Below are 18466 nucleotides of genomic sequence, written 5' to 3' on the forward strand. Positions count from 1 at the left end.
ACGGGAGGCTCGTGGCGGCGCCGCCACGAGCCTCCCGTCCATCTGCTGGTCGCCTGACGGCCGCGAGTGCGCAGAAACGGCGAGCCGGCACCCGTACCGGTCGCCGTTCCTGCGCTCTCGTCAGTGGTGGACGGGTTCGACCACGGACGACTCCTCGGTGTCGCGGACGTCCTCGGCGGTCCGGAGGATCTCCTCACGCGGCGACGCCGAGTTGATCGCCCAGTAGTAGATCACCAGCGAGAACACCGCGACCACGACGATGTCGATCCACAGCGGGAACACCGGGTGTGTCAGCGGGCCGAAGTCGCTGAGGAACACGATGAGCCCCATCCCGATCAGGTACGGCAGCAGCCACTGCGCCGCCTTCCAGTCCCAGCGCGGCCGGACGCTCGACGCCCCGCGGAACACGTTGTTCAGGATGATCACCACGGCACCGATGAGGATCGCGACGCCGAGCTTCCAGTCGGTGTCCCACCCGGTCCAGAGGATGATGAGGTTCGCGACGATGAACGCGATCGGCGACAGGACCGTCGCCGCCGGCATCCGGTACGGCCGCTCGACCTCCGGGATGCGCTTGCGGAACGCGCCGAGCGCGAGCGGCGCCCCCGCGTACATCAGGACGGACGCGCTCGTGATGAGGCTGACGAGGCCCTGCCACGACGGGAACGGCGCGAAGCACGCACACCCGACGACGAACGCCACGATGAGGCCGACCCACGGCACGCCCTGCTTCGTCGTCCACTCGAACGCCTTCGGGAAGTAGCCGTTGCGGCTGAGCCCGTAGGAGATGCGGGACGTGGCCGTGACGTAGATGAGCCCCGTCCCGGCCGGCGAGATGATCGCGTCGATGAAGATGACCACGGCCAACCAGGTGATGCCAGCCGCCATCGCGATGTCCGCGAACGGACCGGTGTACTTCGTGAAGTCCGCGGTCGCCCACGAGCCCTGGATCGCGTCGGAGCGCAGCACGCCGAGGAACACGATCTGCAGGAGCAGGTAGATCACGAGCCCGATGAGCACCGACCCGATGACGGCGCGCGGGATGTCGCGCTTCGGGTTCTTCGCCTCGCCCGCGAGCTGGTCCGCCTGCTCGAAGCCGAGGAACGCGAAGATGATGCCCGACGTCGACACCGCCGCGAGGATGCCCTTCGCCCCCTCGGGCATGAACCCGTTGGCCGCGGTGAAGTTCGAGCCGTGGAAGCCGCTGAACGCCAGCACGATGATGACGAGCAGGGGGATCGCGACCTTCCACCAGGTCGCAGCGGAGTTCGTGTTCGCGAGGATCCGGACGCTCAGCATGTTGATCACGGTGACGACGGCCATCAGGACGATCGCGACCGCGATGCCCGCACCGGTGAGCAGCTGCTGGGTCTCGCCGTCGATCGTTGTCGTGTGCAACCACGGGTGGGCGAACTGCCAGTGCTGGGCGTACTTGATCATCGCCTCGACCTCGATCGGGGCGACGGTCACGGACTGCAGCCACGAGAACCAGCCGAACGATGCGCCGGCGACGCCACCGAACGCGATGTGGGGGAACCGCGCTGTTCCACCCGCGATCGGGAACATGCCGCCGAGTTCGGCGTGCACGAGTGCGAGGACGAGGATCGCGACGCCGCCGATGAGCCACGAGATGATCGCGGCGGGACCGGCGGTCTTCAGTGCTTCCTGCGAGCCGAAGAGCCATCCGGATCCGATGATCGAACCGGTCGAGGCCCAGATGAGGCCGATGAAGCCGACGTTGCGCTTGAGCCCTGAGTCGGGCAGCGCCTGTGCTGTCGATGTTGCCACTGTTGCTCCTGTCGAGATGACCACGACCCCTTCTTCAGGGGTCGTGGTCATCGACTCTGGCACTTGGTGGCGATCTCGGACGATTTGTTAACGAGGTGGAAACAAATGCCCTGTATAAGCACTCAGGCTACTTCTTCTTTGCCTTCTTCTTCGTCTTCTTGTCGTCCTTGTCCTTGGACTTCTTCTTCGACTGCTTCTTGTCGCCCTTGCCCTTGTCCTTGTCCTTGGACTTCTTCTTCGCCTGCTTCCCGTCGGCGGTGCCGAGCTCGTCCCGCTTCGGTGCCGACGGCTCCTCCGGCGCTTCGATCCCGTCCACGGGCTCGACGACGACCGCGGCACCGGTGTCGGCGAGGACGTCGACGGGCTGCTCGGTGAGCTCCGACGCCAACGCGTCCTCGACCCGCTCGACGGTGATCTCGGCGGCGTCCTCGGCGAGCCGGACGAGCGCGGACGCCGCTCGGAGGCGCGTCGTGCTCTTCCGGGCGAGCACATCGGCGCGTGCCCCTTCGAGGAACGCACGGAGGGACCGCTCGGCGACCGACCGACCACGGGGCGCGGACCGGTCGAGGCGGTCGAGCTCGCCGGCGACACCGGAGACGTCGTCCTCGACGTGCTCGTACCGCACCGACTCGATGAGTGCAGCCACGGTCGCGGCGGCCCGCTCGACGGCGGCGCTGCGCTGGTCGAGGACCACGAGCATCTCGAACGTCGACCCGTACGACACGGTCTCGAGGCGGACCGGCTCGGCACCGCGGCCGCGGATCACCAGGCGGGCGTCGGGGGTGGGCAGCCACGCCGTGAGTGCAGCGACGGTCGCGACGGACCCCACGATGCGCTCGTACTCGGCCAGGCCGACTCGTTCCTGCTCACGCAGCCGGACACGGATAGCGATCTCCTGCACGACAAGACCTTCCACTCACCGGCGCTGGCGTGTTCCTGCGCCTGGTGCGGAGCGTAGTCCTGCCGGGTGAACCGGAAGAGTGACCACGGTGTGACAGCGGCTGCGTCGCTTCGGCGTTGGTGGAGATGGGGGGAATCGAACCCCCGTCCATCGCTGCAATTCGACGTCTTCTACGGGCGTATCCGGATGATTCGTTCTGCTCGGCCCCGTCCTTTGCTACCGGCTTCTAGGACGACGGGCCCAGTCTCAGTGCAAGTCCCGCACGGCCCTGAGGCGCAACCGTGCAGCAAGTCCCCTGGATGACGCCGGAACTCAGGTTAGGAGACGATCACCTGGCCGACGGACTTCATGTGCTGGGCTGCTTACGCAGCGAGAGCGAAGTCAGTGCGCTTGGAATTGGCACTTGTTGTTTTCCACGGATCGTTAACGAGATAACCGTGGGTCCTCGGCCCGCTTCCCGTCGGCACACAGACGATGTCGAAACCGATCATCCCCATGAGGGCCGAACAGCGAGCCGCTGTCACACTGTGGAGTTCTGAATGCCTGCTCTCGCAGGCAGCTGTTCAGTCTACCGAGGAACGGCTCGTGCCGCTACTCTCCGAGGCGGTTCCGGCTGCGCATGGCCCGTTCGGCCTCACGCTTGTCGGTCTTCTCGCGCAGGGCCTGGCGCTTGTCGAACTCGCGCTTGCCCTTCGCGACCGCGATCTCGACCTTGGCACGACCGTCGTGGAAGTAGATCTGCAGCGGGACGAGCGTGTAGCCGCCCTGCTGGGTCTTGTGCGAGATCTTCACGATCTCCTGCTTGTGGAGGAGCAGCTTCCGCTTGCGCCGTGGGGCGTGGTTGTTCCACGTCCCCTCGGTGTACTCGGGGATGTGCACGGCGTCGAGCCACGCTTCTCCCCCATCGACGAACGCGTACCCGTCCACGAGCGACGCACGCCCTTCGCGGAGCGACTTCACCTCGGTGCCCGAGAGCACCATGCCCGCTTCGTACGTGTCCTCGATCAGGTAGTCGTGGCGCGCGCGACGGTTGGTCGCCACGATCTTCTCGCCGCGTTCCTTCGCCATGCGCGTCTCCTCTCGAACGGTCGCTGCGGGTGTGCAGCCCTACAGACTAGCGAACACCGGACGGGCGGCGCACCTTGCCGGCGCGCCGCCCGTCCGCACTGCATCGCAGCGCCCGGCTAGACCTTGAGGTACCGGCGGATCGCGATCGACGCCGAGACCGCCGCCAGGACCACCCCGATGACGATCACCGACGGCACGACGACCGCCGCGTCGCTCATCCCGATGAACGCCGTGCCGGTGAACCGCTTCGTCAGGTAGTTCCGGACGAAGAACCAGACCACCGCGGTGATCGCACCACCGGCCAGGACCGCTCCGATGGCCGCCGCGATCACCCCCTCGAGCACGAAGGGTGTCTGGATGAACCGGTTCGACGCGCCCACGAGTCGCATGATGCCGAGCTCTCGCCGTCGACTGAACGCCGACAACCGGATCGTCGTCGCGATCAGCAGCACGGCCGCGATGAGCATCAGCGCCGCGATGCCGATCGCGGTGTACGAGGACGCGTTCAACAGGTTGAAGATCGGTTGCAGGTAGCCGCGTTGGTCGACGACGCTCTCCACGCCGGCCACCTTCGACAGGCTCTCCCGCAGGACGTCCGCCTGCGACGGGTTCTTCAGGTTCACCCAGTACGTCTCGTTGAGGTACTCGGGCTTGACGAACTCCGTCGCCGGCGAGTCCTTGAACTGCTGCTTGAACCGCGTGTACGCGTCCTGCTGGTTCTGGTAGTAGTACTTCTCGATGTACGGCGCGAGGGTGGAGCCCTTCAGCTGCTCCTCGACCTGCTTCCGCTGGTCGTCGGTCGCCTTGGCGCCGGTGCAGTTGCCGGTCGTGTCGGTGTCCGTGCAGAGGTAGACCGCGACCTGGGCCCGGTCGTACCAGTACCCCTTCATCTGGTTGATCTGCATCTGGAGCAGGATCGCGGTGCCGACGAAGGTCAGCGAGATGAAGGTCACCAGGACGACCGAGACGACCATCGAGGCGTTCCGTCGGAGGCCGGAACCGACCTCGGACATGACGAGCCCGAGCCTCATCGGATGAGCCCCGGGATGGTCTGGATGCCGGTGGTGTTCGAGACGCCGGCCTGCTGGATGGTCGGGAGCGCCTGGGTCTGGTACCCGCCGGACTGCTCGTCACGGAGGACGGTGCCGCCGGAGAGCTCGATCACCCGTCGCTGCATCTGGTTCACGATGCTGGCGTCGTGCGTCGCCATGAGCACGGTGGTGCCTCCCTGGTTGATGCGTTCGAGGAGCGCCATGATGCCCGCCGAGGTCGTCGGGTCGAGGTTGCCGGTCGGCTCGTCGGCGAGGAGCACCGACGGCTTGTTCACGACGGCGCGGGCGATGGCCACACGCTGCTGCTCACCACCGGAGAGCTCGTGCGGCATGCGGGTCGCCTTGCCGTTCAGCCCGACGAGCTTGAGCACGTCGGTGACCGCCTCGCTGATGAAGCCCTTGCTCTTGCCGATGACCTGCAGCGAGAACGCGACGTTGTCGAAGACGGTCTTGTTCGGCAGGAGTCGGAAGTCCTGGAAGACCACACCGAGGTTCCGTCGGAAGTACGGCACCTTCCGCGAGGACAGGGCGCCGAGGCGTTGGCCGAGCACGTGGATCTGCCCGCGGGACGGCTTCTCCTCCTTGAGCACGAGGCGCAGGAAGCTGGACTTCCCGGAGCCGGACGCGCCGACGAGGAAGACGAACTCGCCCTTGAGGATCTCGAGGGTGATGTTGTCGAGCGCTGGACTCGGGTTGCCCGAGTACACCTTGGTGACCTGGTCGAATTTGATCATGACCGGATCAGGGTAGGTCGCCCCGCTTGGAAAACAAGCCAGGCGCGCGGCACGCTGGCGCTCAGGACTCCACGGATTGCTTCCGCCAGCGGATGCCGGCGTTGATGAACCCGTCCAGGTCGCCGTCGAACACCGCTGAGGGGTTGTTCACCTCGTGCTCGCTGCGGAGGTCCTTGACCATCTGGTACGGCGCCAGGACGTAGGAGCGGATCTGGTCGCCCCAGCTCGCCGTGATGTTGCCGGCGAGCTCCTTCTTCTTCGCGTTCTCCTCTTCCTTCTTCAGGAGGAGCAGGCGCGACTGCAGCACGCGCATGGCCGCAGCACGGTTCTGGATCTGCGACTTCTCGTTCTGCATCGAGACGACGGTGCCGGTCGGGATGTGCGTCAGGCGCACCGCGGAGTCGGTCGTGTTGACCGACTGCCCACCAGGACCCGACGAGCGGAAGACGTCCACGCGGATGTCGTTCTCCGGGATGTCGATGACGGCGGTCTCCGGCATGAGCGGGATGACCTCGACGGCGGCGAAGGACGTCTGGCGCTTGCCGGCGGCACCGAACGGCGACATCCGGACCAGGCGGTGCGTGCCGGCTTCGACCGACAGCGTGCCGAAGGCGTGCGGGGCGTCCACCTCGAACGTGGCGGACTTGATGCCGGCTTCTTCGGCGTAGGACGTGTCCATCACGGTGGTCTTGTAGCCGTGCTGCTCGGCGTACCGCAGGTACATGCGCATGAGCATCTCGGCGAAGTCCGCCGCGTCGACGCCGCCGGCCCCGGCGCGGATCGTGATGACGGCGGGACGGTCGTCGTACTCGCCGTCGAGGAGCGTCTGCACCTCGAGGTCGCCCATGGTCTTGGTGATCGCCTTGAGCTCGGCGGCGGCCTCGTCGGCGGACTCCTGGTCGTCGGCCTCGTTCGCCATCTCGACGAGCACCTCGAGGTCGTCGATTCGCCGCTCGGTGTCGGTGATCTTCTTGAGCTCCGACTGCCGGTGCGAGAGCGCACTCGTCACCTGCTGCGCGTGCTCGACGTCGTCCCAGAGGTCCTGTGCCCCCGCCTGCTCGCTGAGATCGGCGATGTCACGCTCCAGGCGGTCGACGTCGACCACCGAGCGGATGTTGCCGAAGGTCTCTCGGAGTGCGGAGAGCTGCTCGGTGAAGTCCAGTTCGACCATGGTCACCGATCCTACCGGCGCGCGTCCGACACGGCCGACCGTCCGGACAGGAGGCTCGGTGCACGTCCGCCCCGCCGGTCCCGGCCCCCGCCCCGCTGGTCCCGGTCCCCGCCCCGCTGGTCCCGGTCCCCGCTACGGCTTCTCGTCGACGAGGGCGACGAACCGACTGCCGATGCCCTCGACCTCGCGCCGGGTGAGCCCCGCCGTCGGGTCCGGCGCCTGGTACGGCGCGTGGTAGTCGCACATCAGGTAGTCCCAGTCCGGCCACCACTTCTTCGGCCGGGCGTCCTCCGCGTACCCGCAGACCACGCACTCGAGGCTGACCCAGACCTTCTTCTTCCCCGTGCGGTTCGCGCGGGACTGCACGAGCCAGGCGGGTGGGTCCTGCTCGATCGCCTCGAGCTCGGCTTCGCTCAGGCGTGCGGGGATCCCGTGACGGGTCGCCATCTCGAGGGGGATGTCGAGCCGGATGGCCGCTTCGCGTCGGGAGAGCATCCGACAAGACTAGGGCGCGATCGGAGACGGAGCGCCGAGCAGTCGCGTCGTCCAGTCGGCGAGGGCTGCGGTCGCGGTCCTCGAGATCGCGGCGTCGGGCACCATGCTGGTGAAGCCGTGGAACGCCCCTGGCCAGACGTGCAACTCCGCGTCGACACCGGACGCCCAGAGGCGGCTGGCGAAGGCGACGTCCTCGTCCCGGAACACCTCGGCACTGCCGCAGTCGATGTAGGTCTTCGGGAGCGCGGAGAGGTCCGTGGCACGAGCCGGCGCGGCGTAGACGGACACGTCGGCCGTGGCACGGCGGTCCCCGAGGTACGCATCCCAGCCGAAGCGGGTCATCCGACGGTCCGCGACCCCGACGCCGTCGATCTGCATGGTCGACACGGTGTCGTCGCGATCGTCGAGCATCGGGGACACGAGGATCTGCGCCAGCAGCTCCGGCCCCTTCCGATCGCGTGCGAGGAGCGCCGTGCCCGCTGCGAGACCACCGCCGGCGCTCTGTCCCGCGACGACGATCCGCGTCGGGTCGATGTCGAGCTCGGCGGCGTGCTCGGCCACCCAGACCAGGCCGGCATAGCAGTCCTCGACCGGGTAGGGGTCCGGGTACTCGGGTGCGAGCCGGTAGTCGACGCTGACGAGGACGACGTCGTGGTCGAGGAGCCAGCCGTCGTAGCCGTCGAGGTTCCCGAGGTGATGGCCGAAGACCATTCCCCCGCCGTGGATGGTGTAGACGGCCGCGGTCGTGCCGGTGCGCTCGATGCGCTCGATGATCGCGAGGTCGATCGGGTCGCCGAGGTGACCGGGAACCGTGACGTTCCGCCGGTGGTACCCGCGCGAGCGCAGGCGTTCGTCGAGGACGTGCTCGGGCACGTCGAGCTGCCGCATGTGGGGCAGCATCTCCTCGGTGACGGTGAAGGGGCCGCGGGCTTCGATCGCGGTGAGGAACGTCGCGAGTTCGGCATCGAACGGCGGACGGACGACGGGGTCGGACACGGGGGTTTGATCGAGCACGGGCGGACTCCTCCGATGAAGAAGTGGCGACTCCCGTGAGACGCGTGTGCGATCCGATCCGCCGGAGCAGAGCGGGTTTTTTCCCTCTACCGACGACAGTAGCGCACCGGGCACTGAACACAACGGCGGACGCCGACGACGTCGTCTGGAGCATCGACACTCGTCTTCGGAGACTCAGCGGGACGTCGTCCTGCGCTCGACGCCTCGAACCGACAGCACTCCTGCGATCGAGATCGCCAGAGCGGCCATGGCCGCTGCACCAGCCACGCCGGCCCCGCTCCCGACGATGAGCCCCGCCACACTCGTTCCGAGTGCCGAACCTCCGACAGCAGCCACGACGACGACGCCGTACGCGCTCGCGATGAAACGCGGCGGCACGACGACGTCGAGAGCACCGGACAGGACGATCGCCACCGGGCTCGACAGCCCACCGACGACGAACACCAGGGCGGCCAGGAGGACGATCCGATCGGCAGCGATCACCAACGTCGCGTATCCGCCGGCGGTCAGGGCAAGAGCGGTGAGGAGCTGCGCGCGCCGACTGCTCGGCACTGGTCGAGCACCGAAGAGCAGGGCACCGACGGCTTCTCCGAGTGCCAGGCACGCCAACACCGGCCCTGCCAGTTCGCCCCTGCCCGCCGCCTCCACGACGGCCGGCACGATCACCGTCAACGATCCCGTCGCCACACTCACCAGACCACCGATCGAGACGATCCGAACGAACGGCGTCGCACCGGCCAGCGGGAGTGACGAACGGGCAGGCGGTGTCGGCGTGGTCGTCCCCATCGACACTGCCAGCAGGGCGCCGGCGGCCCCGATGACCGCCGCGACGACCACGAAGTCCAGCTGCCGAGGCGCCGAGGCCACGAGCAGGCCCGCCACCACCGGTCCTGTCGCGAATCCCGCTTGGAACGCGACCGAGAGCAGAGCGTAGGCACCAGACCGTTCCGCGGGCTCGGAGAAGGAACGCGGGATCGAAGCTCGAAGGGCTGCCGCCAGCGCCGGGAACGAGACCCCGGCTCCGGCGAGGAGCGCCGGCTGTGCAGTCGACCCCGGCGATGCGGCCACCAAGAGCATGAAGCTGCTGCTGACGCCCGCTCCGATGCTCACGACCCAGCGGGCCGAGACGCGCGCCATCACCGCCCCCTGAACCGGGACGCCCACTGCGTTCGCCAGCCCGAAGGCGCCGGCAGCGACTGCCCCGGTGGCGAGGGACTCGCCGGGCGACAGGATCAGCGACAGCGGGATCATCCCCAGCGCGACGGCTGACAGGGCAACTGCTCCGACACCGATCACGAAGGGACGGTCAGCCAGCAGGCGTCGGTAGACGACGGTCATGTGGGCTCCACAAGAGGAGCCCACCCACCCGGGAGACACACTCCCCATGCGTCGACGGAGTCGCCGACTGCGCCGATGGTAGGCACACGAGGCAGGTCATGTCGACGTCTCGACAGCCGATCGCTCCGCGGGACGACTCGCCGCCGGTGCCGGAGCCGAGCCCCGTGCCTCCGGTTCGGCCGCTACGACCGGGCGGCGAGCTGGCAGTTCACGAGGACGCGCGCCTGGGGACCGGCGAGGGACGCGACCGCGAGGTTCGTGATGCTGATCTGCCGAGCGCCCGCTGACTGCGCACCGGGCACGATCGTCGCATGGGGCCGGTACCGCGTCCCCCAGAACTCGACATGGTCGGGTCGGAAGCCCGACAGCGGCTCGACTGATCCGGACAACGATCCGTGCAGTGCGTGGAAGACCGGGTGTTCGGCGAGCAGCACGGGGATGTCGCGGCGCGGGCCGAACATCGCGGGTGGTCCCAGGTCCACACCGAACGCCGACTGCAGCTGAGCAGCCTCGCGCACGATCGACGTCACGGCGGCCACAGCAGGGCCATCGACGACGAAGTTCGGCAGGACGGTCACGTGCACGGGCCAGTTCGCGCGGTCGACAGATGCAGGCAAGCGCTCAGGCGTTCCCACGACGACCAGCCGTTCCATCCCGCCCCGTCACCGCCCCATCGACGGCGTCCGAGAGGCCATCCCCGCAGCACCTGCGCGCGCCACCGCATCGGGCAGCGCCGCGAGTAACGCGTCGACGTCGGCATCGGTCGAGGTGTGTCCGAGCGTGATGCGGAGCGCACCGCGGGCCTCGTCCTCCGACAGCCCCATCGCGAGCAGCACGTGCGACGCCTCGGGGACGCCCGCTTGGCATGCCGACCCGGTCGACACGGCGACCCCTGCAGCGTCGAGCAGGAAGAGCAGCGAGTCGCCCTCGCACCCCGGGAAGGTGAAGTGCGCGTTGCCGGGCAGTCGGTCGACGGGGTCGCCGCGGAGCACGGCGGACGGCACGGCCTCGAGCACGCCGGCGATCAGGCGGTCACGGAGCACCCGGACGTCGGCGTGCGGTGCGGACGCGGCGACACCGAACGCGATCGCCGCCGGGGCGTCCTGCGTCCCGCTGCGGACCTGCCGCTGCTGTCCTCCACCGTGGATGAGCGGCTCGACGGTCGCGGTCCGCCCGAGGACGAGCGCACCGATGCCGACGGGCCCGCCGATCTTGTGCGCGGAGACGCTCAGGGCGTCCACCCCGGACGCTCGGAAGGAGACGGGGACCTGCCCGTAGGCGGCGACGGCGTCGGAGTGCACGGGGACGCCGGCGGCGTGCGCCAGCGCGACGATCGAGGTGACCGGCTGGATGGTGCCGACCTCGTTGTTGGCCCAGAGGAACGTGACCAGGGCGACGTCGTCGGCGGAGGCGAGCCGTGCCTCCAGTCCGGCGAGGTCCAGGCGACCGTCCACGTCCAACGGGACCACGTCGACGACCGCTCCGTCGTGGCGTTCGAGCCAGTCGACCGTGTCGACGGTCGCGTGGTGCTCCCCCGCGGCGACCACGATGCGGGGCCGCGGCCGGTCCTGCTGCCTGGCCCAGTAGAGGCCCTTGATCGCGAGGTTGATGCTCTCGGTCCCGCCGGAGGTGAAGACGACCTCCACCGGTTCGGCGTCGAGGGACGCAGCGACGCGCGCCCGGCCGTCCTCGAGCAGCATCTTGGCGCGCTGGCCGGCGCTGTGGATCGACGACGGGTTGCCGACGGTCGCGAGCGCGTCCGTGAAGGCGGTGAGCGCCTCCGGCAGGATCGGTGTCGTCGCAGCGTGGTCGAGGTAGACCGGCACGCAGGTACCCCCTTTTCGAGCGTTTTCAGGATACCCGCCGGTCCTCGTACCCTTGTCGGGTGCACGAGACCGCGATCGAGACACCCCAGGGGCTCCTCCTGGGCCCCGACGGCACCGCGCGCTTCTGCATGCGGTCGGCATCGGCGACCTCGGCGACGCTCGTCGTCGACGGCCGCGGATCGGTCGCCCTGGAGCGGGTCGACGGCACCGACCTGTGGACCGGGAGCGTCGACGGCGTCCAGGTCGGTGACACGTACCACCTGCTCGTCGACGGGCCCGAGGGACCGCGGCACGAGTTCGACGGCACGCGGGCGCTGCTCGACCCGTACGCGCGCGGCATCGTGCGGACCGACGGCGAGCGCCGCTGGTCGAGCGTCGTCGTGGACGGGTCCTTCGACTGGGGCGACGTCGGCAAGCCCGAGGTGCCGCTCGACCGCGTCGTCGTCTACGAGGCGAACGTCAGGACGCTGACGAGCGAGAACCTCGCCGTGCCGGAGCACCTCCGCGGAACGTACGCCGGCGTCGCGCACGAGAGCACCATCGCGCACCTGCACCGCATCGGCGTGACGACGCTGGAGCTCCTCCCGGTGCAGGCGTTCGACACCGAGCACTGGCTGCAGGAGGCCGGCCGCGAGAACGCGTGGGGCTACAACACCCTCGGGTTCTTCGCGCCGCACGCGGGGTACGCCTCGGCCCCTGCGCGCGAGCAGGGCGCTGACGGGGTGCTCCGCGAGTTCAAGGGCATGGTCAGGCTCCTGCACGAGGCCGGCATCCAGGTCGTCCTGGACGTGGTCTACAACCACACCGCCGAAGAGGGCCTCGGCGGCCCGACATCGTCGCTCCGTGGCATCGACGGCGCGAACCGGTACCGCTGGGCCGCCGACGACACGTACTACGACACCACCGGCTGCGGGAACACGCTCGACACCTCGGTGGAGGCCACCGCCGACCTCGTCGTCGACAGCCTGCGGTACTGGGCGCGCGAGATGCAGGTCGACGGGTTCCGCTTCGACCTGATGGCCGCCCTCGCCCGCGACGCCGACCACGTGTTCGACCCTGACCACCCCCTGCTGGAGCGCATCCGTCACCACGAGGACCTGCAGGACGTGCTCGTCATCGCCGAGCCCTGGGACGTCGGGCCGGACGGCTGGCGGACGGGGCACTTCGGTGAGCGTGTGAGCGAGTGGAACGACGGGTTCCGGAACACCGTCCGGCAGTTCTGGCTGACCGATGTGGCGCAGGAGCGGCGCACGGGGGTGCCCGGTGCCGGGATCGGTCCGCTCGCAGGGGCCCTGACCGGTTCGCGGAGCCTCTTCGGCGTGCCACGGGGGCCACTCGCCGGCATCAACTTCGTCACCGCGCACGACGGCTTCACGCTCCACGACCTGACGGCCCACGACCACAAGCACAACGCAGCGAACGGCGAGGACGACCGCGACGGGACGAACGACAACCGTTCGTTCAACCACGGGGTGGAGGGGCCGACCGAGGACCGCGGCGTCCGGGCAGCCAGGGGTCGTTCGATGCGGAACCTGCTCGGCACGCTCCTGCTCTCCGCCGGCGTGCCCATGCTGACCGCCGGTGACGAGCGGAGCCGGACGCAGCACGGCAACAACAACGCGTACGTGGTGTCCGACGACCTGACACCGGTGGACTGGTCGACGGACGAGGACGCCGAGTCGATGACCGAGACGGTCGCCGCGCTGACGGCGCTCCGGGCCGCCCACCCGGCGCTCCGACCGTCGCGGTACGGCGTCGACGGGCAGGTCACGCCGTCGGCGTCGCGGATGACGTGGTACGGCCCCGACGGCGGACCGATGACCGGCGAGTGGTGGGACCAGCCGATCCACCGTGCGCTGCAGTACTTCGTCGAGTCGACGCCGGAGCACGAGCCCTACGACCGGGTGCTCGTCGTGGTGCACGGCAGCGGGCGGACGCGCGATCTGACGCTGCCGGTGCGGGACGACGTGCTCGCCTACCGCCTGGCGTGGTCGAGCGAGAAGCACCGTGACCACGACCGGCATCGTCCGGCAGGCACGGTCTTCACCGCCTACGGCCCGGGCATCCACGTGTTCGAGATCGTCTGACGGGCAGCCGCTGGCCGCTGGCGTCCGCCCGCCCGCCCCGGTGGATGGTCGAATCGCGCGTAGGAAGTCGAATCGCGCGTAGGAAGTCGAATCGCGCGTAGGAAGTCGGAACTCCCGACCACCTACGCGCGATTCAGCTTTCGATCCCGACCGTTATGGGCAGGAACGTGCGCGGACGGCGGACGGGAGGCTCGGTGCCGGGCCGCCACGAGCCTCCCGTCCGTCGATCGGCAGCGACGTGTTCTCCACAGTCTCCGGGTTCCGGTGAACACGGAGGGCGCCGCCGGGTAGCGTCGGTTCCGTGGCCACCGCAGACCGACCCCGGCGTCCGAAGATCGGGCGCATCCCGATCACCGATCTCGCCCCGACGACGCCGAACGGCTTCCCGGGCAAGGCATTCGACGGCGAGGTGATCACCTTCGGAGCGACAATCTTCCGAGAAGGACACGGCGTCATCGGCGCCGACCTCGTCGTGGAGCGCCCCGACGGGGGGACCAGGACCGTCCCGTTGACCCTCGTCGCACCGGGGACCGACCGGTACGAAGCGACGGTGCAGGTCAACCACACCGGCGTGTGGGCCTGGCACGTCGAGGCCTACTCCGACGACTGGGAGACCTGGCTGCACGGTGCACGGCTGAAGATCGCGGCGGGCGTCGACACCGAAGCGACGCTGCTCGACGGTGCAGCACTGCTCGATCGGCTCGCCGCCGAGACCGACTCCCCCGCCGCTGCTCGCGCCGCTGAACGCGTCCGCGACGAGGACCTCGACCCCGCCGAACGGCTCGCAGCGGTCGACGACCCACGCATCACCGGCGAAGTCGCCGAGGCGCCCCTCACATCGCTCCGGACGCACTCCCCCGTGCAGTTGCTCGACGTCGAGCGGACGCGGGCCGGTGTCGGTGCCTGGTACGAGTTCTTCCCCAGGAGCGAAGGCGCCAAGCGCAACCCGGACGGCTCCTGGAAGAGCGGCGACTTCCGCACAGCGGCCCGTCGGCTCCCCGGCGTCGCTCGGATGGGCTTCGACGTCGTCTACCTCCCGCCGATCCATCCGATCGGGCACACCGCCAGGAAGGGCCCGAACAACACCCTCGACGCCGGCCCGAACGACCCGGGCAGCCCTTGGGCGATCGGCTCCGAAGACGGCGGGCACGACGCGATCCACCCCGACCTCGGGACGGAAGACGACTTCCGCGACTTCGTCGAGACGGCGAAGAACACCGGGATGGAAGTGGCGCTCGACTTCGCACTGCAGTGCTCCCCCGACCACCCGTGGGTGACCGAACACCCGGAGTGGTTCACGGTCCGCGCCGACGGCTCGATCGCCACGGCGGAGAACCCGCCGAAGCGCTACCAGGACATCTACCCGATCCAGTTCGACACCGATCCCGAAGGACTCGTCGCCGAGGTGGAACGGGTGCTCCGACACTGGATCGCGTTCGGGATCCGGATCTTCCGCGTCGACAACCCGCACACCAAGCCGCTGTGGTTCTGGGAGCGCGTCATCAGGGAGATCCGCGACGAGCACCCGGAGACGGTGTTCCTCGCCGAGGCGTTCACGCGTCCGGCGATGATGCGGGCGCTCGCCGAAGCCGGCTTCCAGCAGTCGTACACGTACTTCACGTGGCGGAACACGAAGGACGAGATCGCGGACTACTTCGACGAGCTCGCCCACGAGACGAGCACGTACCTGCGTCCGAACCTGTTCGTGAACACGCCGGACATCCTCACCGAGTACCTGCAGTTCGGCGGCCGCGCCGGCTACAAGGTCCGCGCTGCGCTCGCCGCGACCGGGGCTCCGACGTGGGGCATGTACTCCGGCTACGAGCTCTTCGAGGACGTCGCACGTCCGGGCTCCGAGGAGAACATCGACAACGAGAAGTACGAGTACAAGCCGCGCGACTTCGCCCTGGCCGAGGCAGAGGGCGCGAGCCTGGCGCCGTACGTGACGATGCTCAACCGGTTCCGCTCGGCGCACCCGGCGCTCCGGCAGCTCCGGAACCTGCACGTGCACGATGCCGAGGACGACGCGATCGTCGTCTACTCCAAGCACCTGCCCGGTCGGTTCATCCGGTCCGGCCGCGACGACACCGTGATCGTGGTCGCCAACGTGGACCCGCACTCGGCCCGCGAGACGACCGTGCACCTCGACCTCGCCGCCCTCGGCCTCGACCCCGAGCAGTCCTTCGACGTCCGCGACGTCGTCACCGGCCAGCGCTGGGTCTGGGGCTCGTCCAACTACGTCCGCCTGGACGCGTTCCAGGAACCCGTACACCTGCTCGTCGTGGAAGGACCGCACCGATGACCACCGACCCCCAACAGCCAGACCGCAGCACCGGTCAGGACCGTGGGCAGGGGCCGAGCGTGCCGCCGGTCCAGCCGCCGCCCCCGCCCGTGCTCCCCCGTCTGATGCCCGAGGACACCCCGCGGCCGACGCATCCGGCGAAGCACGTCGATCCCCCGACGGTGCCGGAGCCGATCCCTGTTCCGACGCCGCCCTCCGCTCGCTTCGAGTCGCCGCGATACGAGCCGCGGAGCTCCGCACCCGGCGAGGACATGCCGGGTGCCCGACTCCCGCGACGCGAGGCACCCGACCGCGGTGTGCAGGAATCGTCGACGCTGTCCGGGCACGCGGCCGACTCCGCGCACCCGCGCCACGTCACCGCGGGAGCGGTCCCGGATCCGGCTGCCTCGAGCGTGGCAGAGACCCTGCCCGATGCGGTGTCGCAAGCCGGAGCGGACGGGACGGACGCGCCCGAGCCGAGCCGAGCCTCCAGCCCGGTGGCCGACGCCGCGGCCGAGCCGCACCCCGCCCCCGTCGAGGAGTGGCTGCGAACCGCCGTCGCCGAGGGCCGCTGGTCCCAGCCGCACGACGTCCTCGGCCCGCACCCCGTCGACGGCGGGACGAGCGTCCGTGTCGTCCGACACCTCGCCCGCGCGGTCCGGCTCGTGCGACTCGAGGGCGACGACATCGAGCTGACGCACGAGGGCGACGGACTCTGGGCCGGCGCCACCGCCGAACCGCTCGGGCGCTACCGGGTCGAGGCCGACTACGACTACGACGAGAGCACCGACACCGACGACACCACCTGGACGACCGACGACGCGTACCGGTTCCCGCCGACGCTCGGCGAGCTCGACCTGCACCTGTTCGGTGAGGGCCGCGACGAGCAGCTCTGGCAGCACCTCGGCGCACACGTCCGCACGATGGACGGGGTCGATGGCGTCGCGTTCTCGGTCTGGGCACCGCGGGCCACCGCCGTGCGGGTGATCGGCGACTTCGAGGGCTGGGAAGGGCGCACGACCGCGATGCGGCGCCTGAGCGACCTCGGCGTCTGGGAACTGTTCTGGCCGGGCGCCGTCGAGGGACAGCGGTACAAGTTCCAGATCCTCACCGACAGCGGGTGGGTGGAGCGTGCCGACCCGTTCGCGCGGCGCACCGAGGTCCCACCGCTGACCGCGTCCGTCATCACGACCTCCGACTACGAGTGGTCCGACGGCGACCGGGCATGGATGGAACACCGTGCCAAGACGACCACGCACGACCGTCCGATGAGCGTCTACGAGGTGCACCTCGGCTCGTGGCGCCCCGGGCTGAGCTACCGCGAAGTTGCCGACCAGCTCATCGGCCACGTGCAATTCCTCGGGTTCACGCACATCGAGTTCCTGCCGCTCGCGGAACACCCCTTCGGCGGCTCGTGGGGCTACCAGGTCACCGGGTACTACGCGGCGACCTCGCGGTTCGGTTCACCCGACGACCTCCGCTACCTCATCGACCGGCTGCACTCCGCGGGCATCGGCGTGATCATGGACTGGGTCCCAGGGCACTTCCCGAAGGACGAGTGGGCGCTCGGCAAGTTCGACGGCCACGCGCTCTTCGAGCACCCGGACCCCCGCCGCGGCGAACAGCTCGACTGGGGCACCTACGTGTTCGACTTCGGGCAGCCGCAGGTCCGCAACTTCCTCGTCGCGAACGCGCTGTACTGGCTCGAGGAGTTCCACATCGACGGCCTCCGGGTCGACGCCGTCGCATCGATCCTCTACCTCGACTACTCCCGGACGGACTGGCTGCCGAACATCCACGGCGGCCGCGAGAACCTCGAGGCGATCTCGTTCCTGCAGGAGACGAACGCCACCGCGTACAAGCGCTACCCGGGCATCGTGATGATCGCCGAGGAGAGCACCTCGTGGCCCGGCGTGACACAGCCGACGGACGCCGGCGGTCTCGGCTTCGGCCAGAAGTGGAACATGGGATGGATGCACGACTCGCTCGAGTACGTGCAGCGCGAACCGGTGTACCGCAGCTACCACCACGACGAGCTGACGTTCTCGTTCGTGTACGCGTTCAGTGAGCAGTTCACCCTGCCGATCAGCCACGACGAGGTCGTGCACGGCAAGGGATCGCTGTACGGCAAGATGCCTGGGGACGAGTGGCAGAAGCTCGCGAACGTCCGCGCCTACCTGGCGTTCATGTGGGCGCACCCCGGCAAGCAGCTGCTGTTCATGGGCCAGGAGTTCGCGCAGTCGTCCGAGTGGTCCGAGGAACGCGGGCTCGACTGGTGGCTTCTCGACGACCCTGGCCACCGAGGGGTGCAGGACCTCGTCGCGGCGCTCAACCGCGTGTACAAGGACACCCCGGCGCTGTGGACGCACGACGCCACGTCCGAGGGCTTCGAGTGGATCGAGGGCGGCGACGCCCCGCACTCCACGATCGGGTTCCTGCGGAAGACCGGCGACGAGCGGCTGGCGGTGTTCGTGAACTTCTCGGGCGTGCCCGTCGAGCGTCGCTTCGGGCTCCCGGCCGCCGGGCAGTGGCAGGAGGTCCTCAACACCGACGCAGCCGAGTACGGCGGCTCGGGTGTCGGGAACCTCGGCGTCGTCACCGCGGAGGACACCCCGTGGGCAGGGCGCCCGGCGTCGGCGCACCTCGTGGTGCCGCCGCTCGGGGCGGTCTGGCTGAAGCTGACCCGCTGACCCACACGAACGGACGGGAGG

At 69.3% G+C, this 18466-nt stretch carries 14 protein-coding genes and 1 other RNA gene; 3 read left to right on the forward strand and 12 right to left on the reverse strand.

From position 1 onward, the window contains the following. Positions 1–120: 120 nt before the first annotated feature. From QK288_RS13615 to QK288_RS13670, 12 genes are all read right to left on the reverse strand, one after another. Entirely contained in the window at positions 121–1788 is a 1668-nt protein-coding gene (locus QK288_RS13615; protein ID WP_281264833.1) for an APC family permease, read from the reverse strand. Positions 1789–1915: 127 nt separating this feature from the next. Next, entirely contained in the window at positions 1916–2689 is a 774-nt protein-coding gene (locus QK288_RS13620) for a hypothetical protein (protein ID WP_281264834.1), read from the reverse strand. A 117-nt stretch (positions 2690–2806) separates the two neighbouring features. Then, positions 2807–3184, reverse strand: a transfer-messenger RNA (tmRNA) gene (ssrA, locus tag QK288_RS13625). Positions 3185–3280: 96 nt separating this feature from the next. Then, positions 3281–3757, reverse strand: coding sequence for an SsrA-binding protein SmpB (smpB, locus tag QK288_RS13630; RefSeq protein ID WP_144765472.1), 477 nt, complete (start codon positions 3755–3757; stop codon positions 3281–3283). A gap of 116 nt (positions 3758–3873) precedes the next feature. Then, complete coding sequence (ftsX, locus tag QK288_RS13635) at positions 3874–4788, reverse strand: permease-like cell division protein FtsX (protein ID WP_281264835.1); 915 nt, start codon at positions 4786–4788, stop codon at positions 3874–3876. Continuing rightward, positions 4785–5543, reverse strand: coding sequence for a cell division ATP-binding protein FtsE (gene ftsE / locus QK288_RS13640; RefSeq protein ID WP_281264836.1), 759 nt, complete (start codon positions 5541–5543; stop codon positions 4785–4787). The genes ftsX and ftsE overlap by 4 nt, the downstream gene beginning before the upstream one ends. 61 nt (positions 5544–5604) lie before the next feature. Beyond that, on the reverse strand, positions 5605–6714 hold the full coding sequence (prfB, locus tag QK288_RS13645) for a peptide chain release factor 2 (RefSeq protein ID WP_281264837.1): 1110 nt from the start codon (positions 6712–6714) through the stop codon (positions 5605–5607). A 132-nt stretch (positions 6715–6846) separates the two neighbouring features. After that, the gene (locus tag QK288_RS13650; protein WP_281264838.1) at positions 6847–7209 is read right to left on the reverse strand and encodes a hypothetical protein; all 363 of its coding nucleotides are present in this window, start codon (positions 7207–7209) and stop codon (positions 6847–6849) included. 9 nt (positions 7210–7218) lie between these two features. Beyond that, positions 7219–8223 (reverse strand): alpha/beta hydrolase fold domain-containing protein, encoded by a 1005-nt coding sequence (locus QK288_RS13655; protein ID WP_348639021.1) that lies wholly within the window; start codon positions 8221–8223, stop codon positions 7219–7221. A gap of 174 nt (positions 8224–8397) precedes the next feature. Beyond that, a complete protein-coding gene (locus QK288_RS13660; RefSeq protein WP_281264839.1) occupies positions 8398–9561 on the reverse strand; it encodes an MFS transporter in 1164 nt (387 codons plus the stop codon). 182 nt (positions 9562–9743) lie between these two features. Beyond that, a complete protein-coding gene (locus QK288_RS13665) occupies positions 9744–10178 on the reverse strand; it encodes a 2'-5' RNA ligase family protein (RefSeq protein WP_281264840.1) in 435 nt (144 codons plus the stop codon). Between the two features lie 45 nt (positions 10179–10223). After that, the gene (locus QK288_RS13670) at positions 10224–11387 is read right to left on the reverse strand and encodes a cysteine desulfurase family protein (protein WP_281264841.1); all 1164 of its coding nucleotides are present in this window, start codon (positions 11385–11387) and stop codon (positions 10224–10226) included. A gap of 59 nt (positions 11388–11446) precedes the next feature. Here QK288_RS13670 and QK288_RS13675 point away from each other — a divergent pair, with 59 nt between their 5' ends. The 3 genes from QK288_RS13675 to glgB all read left to right on the forward strand — a co-directional run bounded on the left by QK288_RS13675 (position 11447) and on the right by glgB (position 18445). Beyond that, positions 11447–13474: a glycogen debranching enzyme gene (locus QK288_RS13675; RefSeq protein WP_281264842.1), complete on the forward strand. Its 2028-nt coding sequence runs from the start codon at positions 11447–11449 to the stop codon at positions 13472–13474. A gap of 301 nt (positions 13475–13775) precedes the next feature. Then, positions 13776–15776 (forward strand): maltotransferase domain-containing protein, encoded by a 2001-nt coding sequence (locus tag QK288_RS13680; protein ID WP_281264843.1) that lies wholly within the window; start codon positions 13776–13778, stop codon positions 15774–15776. After that, positions 15773–18445 (forward strand): 1,4-alpha-glucan branching protein GlgB, encoded by a 2673-nt coding sequence (gene glgB / locus QK288_RS13685; RefSeq protein ID WP_281264844.1) that lies wholly within the window; start codon positions 15773–15775, stop codon positions 18443–18445. The genes QK288_RS13680 and glgB overlap by 4 nt, the downstream gene beginning before the upstream one ends. Positions 18446–18466: the final 21 nt, after the last annotated feature.

The organism is Curtobacterium sp. 9128 (assembly GCF_900086645.1).
Classification (GTDB): domain Bacteria; phylum Actinomycetota; class Actinomycetes; order Actinomycetales; family Microbacteriaceae; genus Curtobacterium.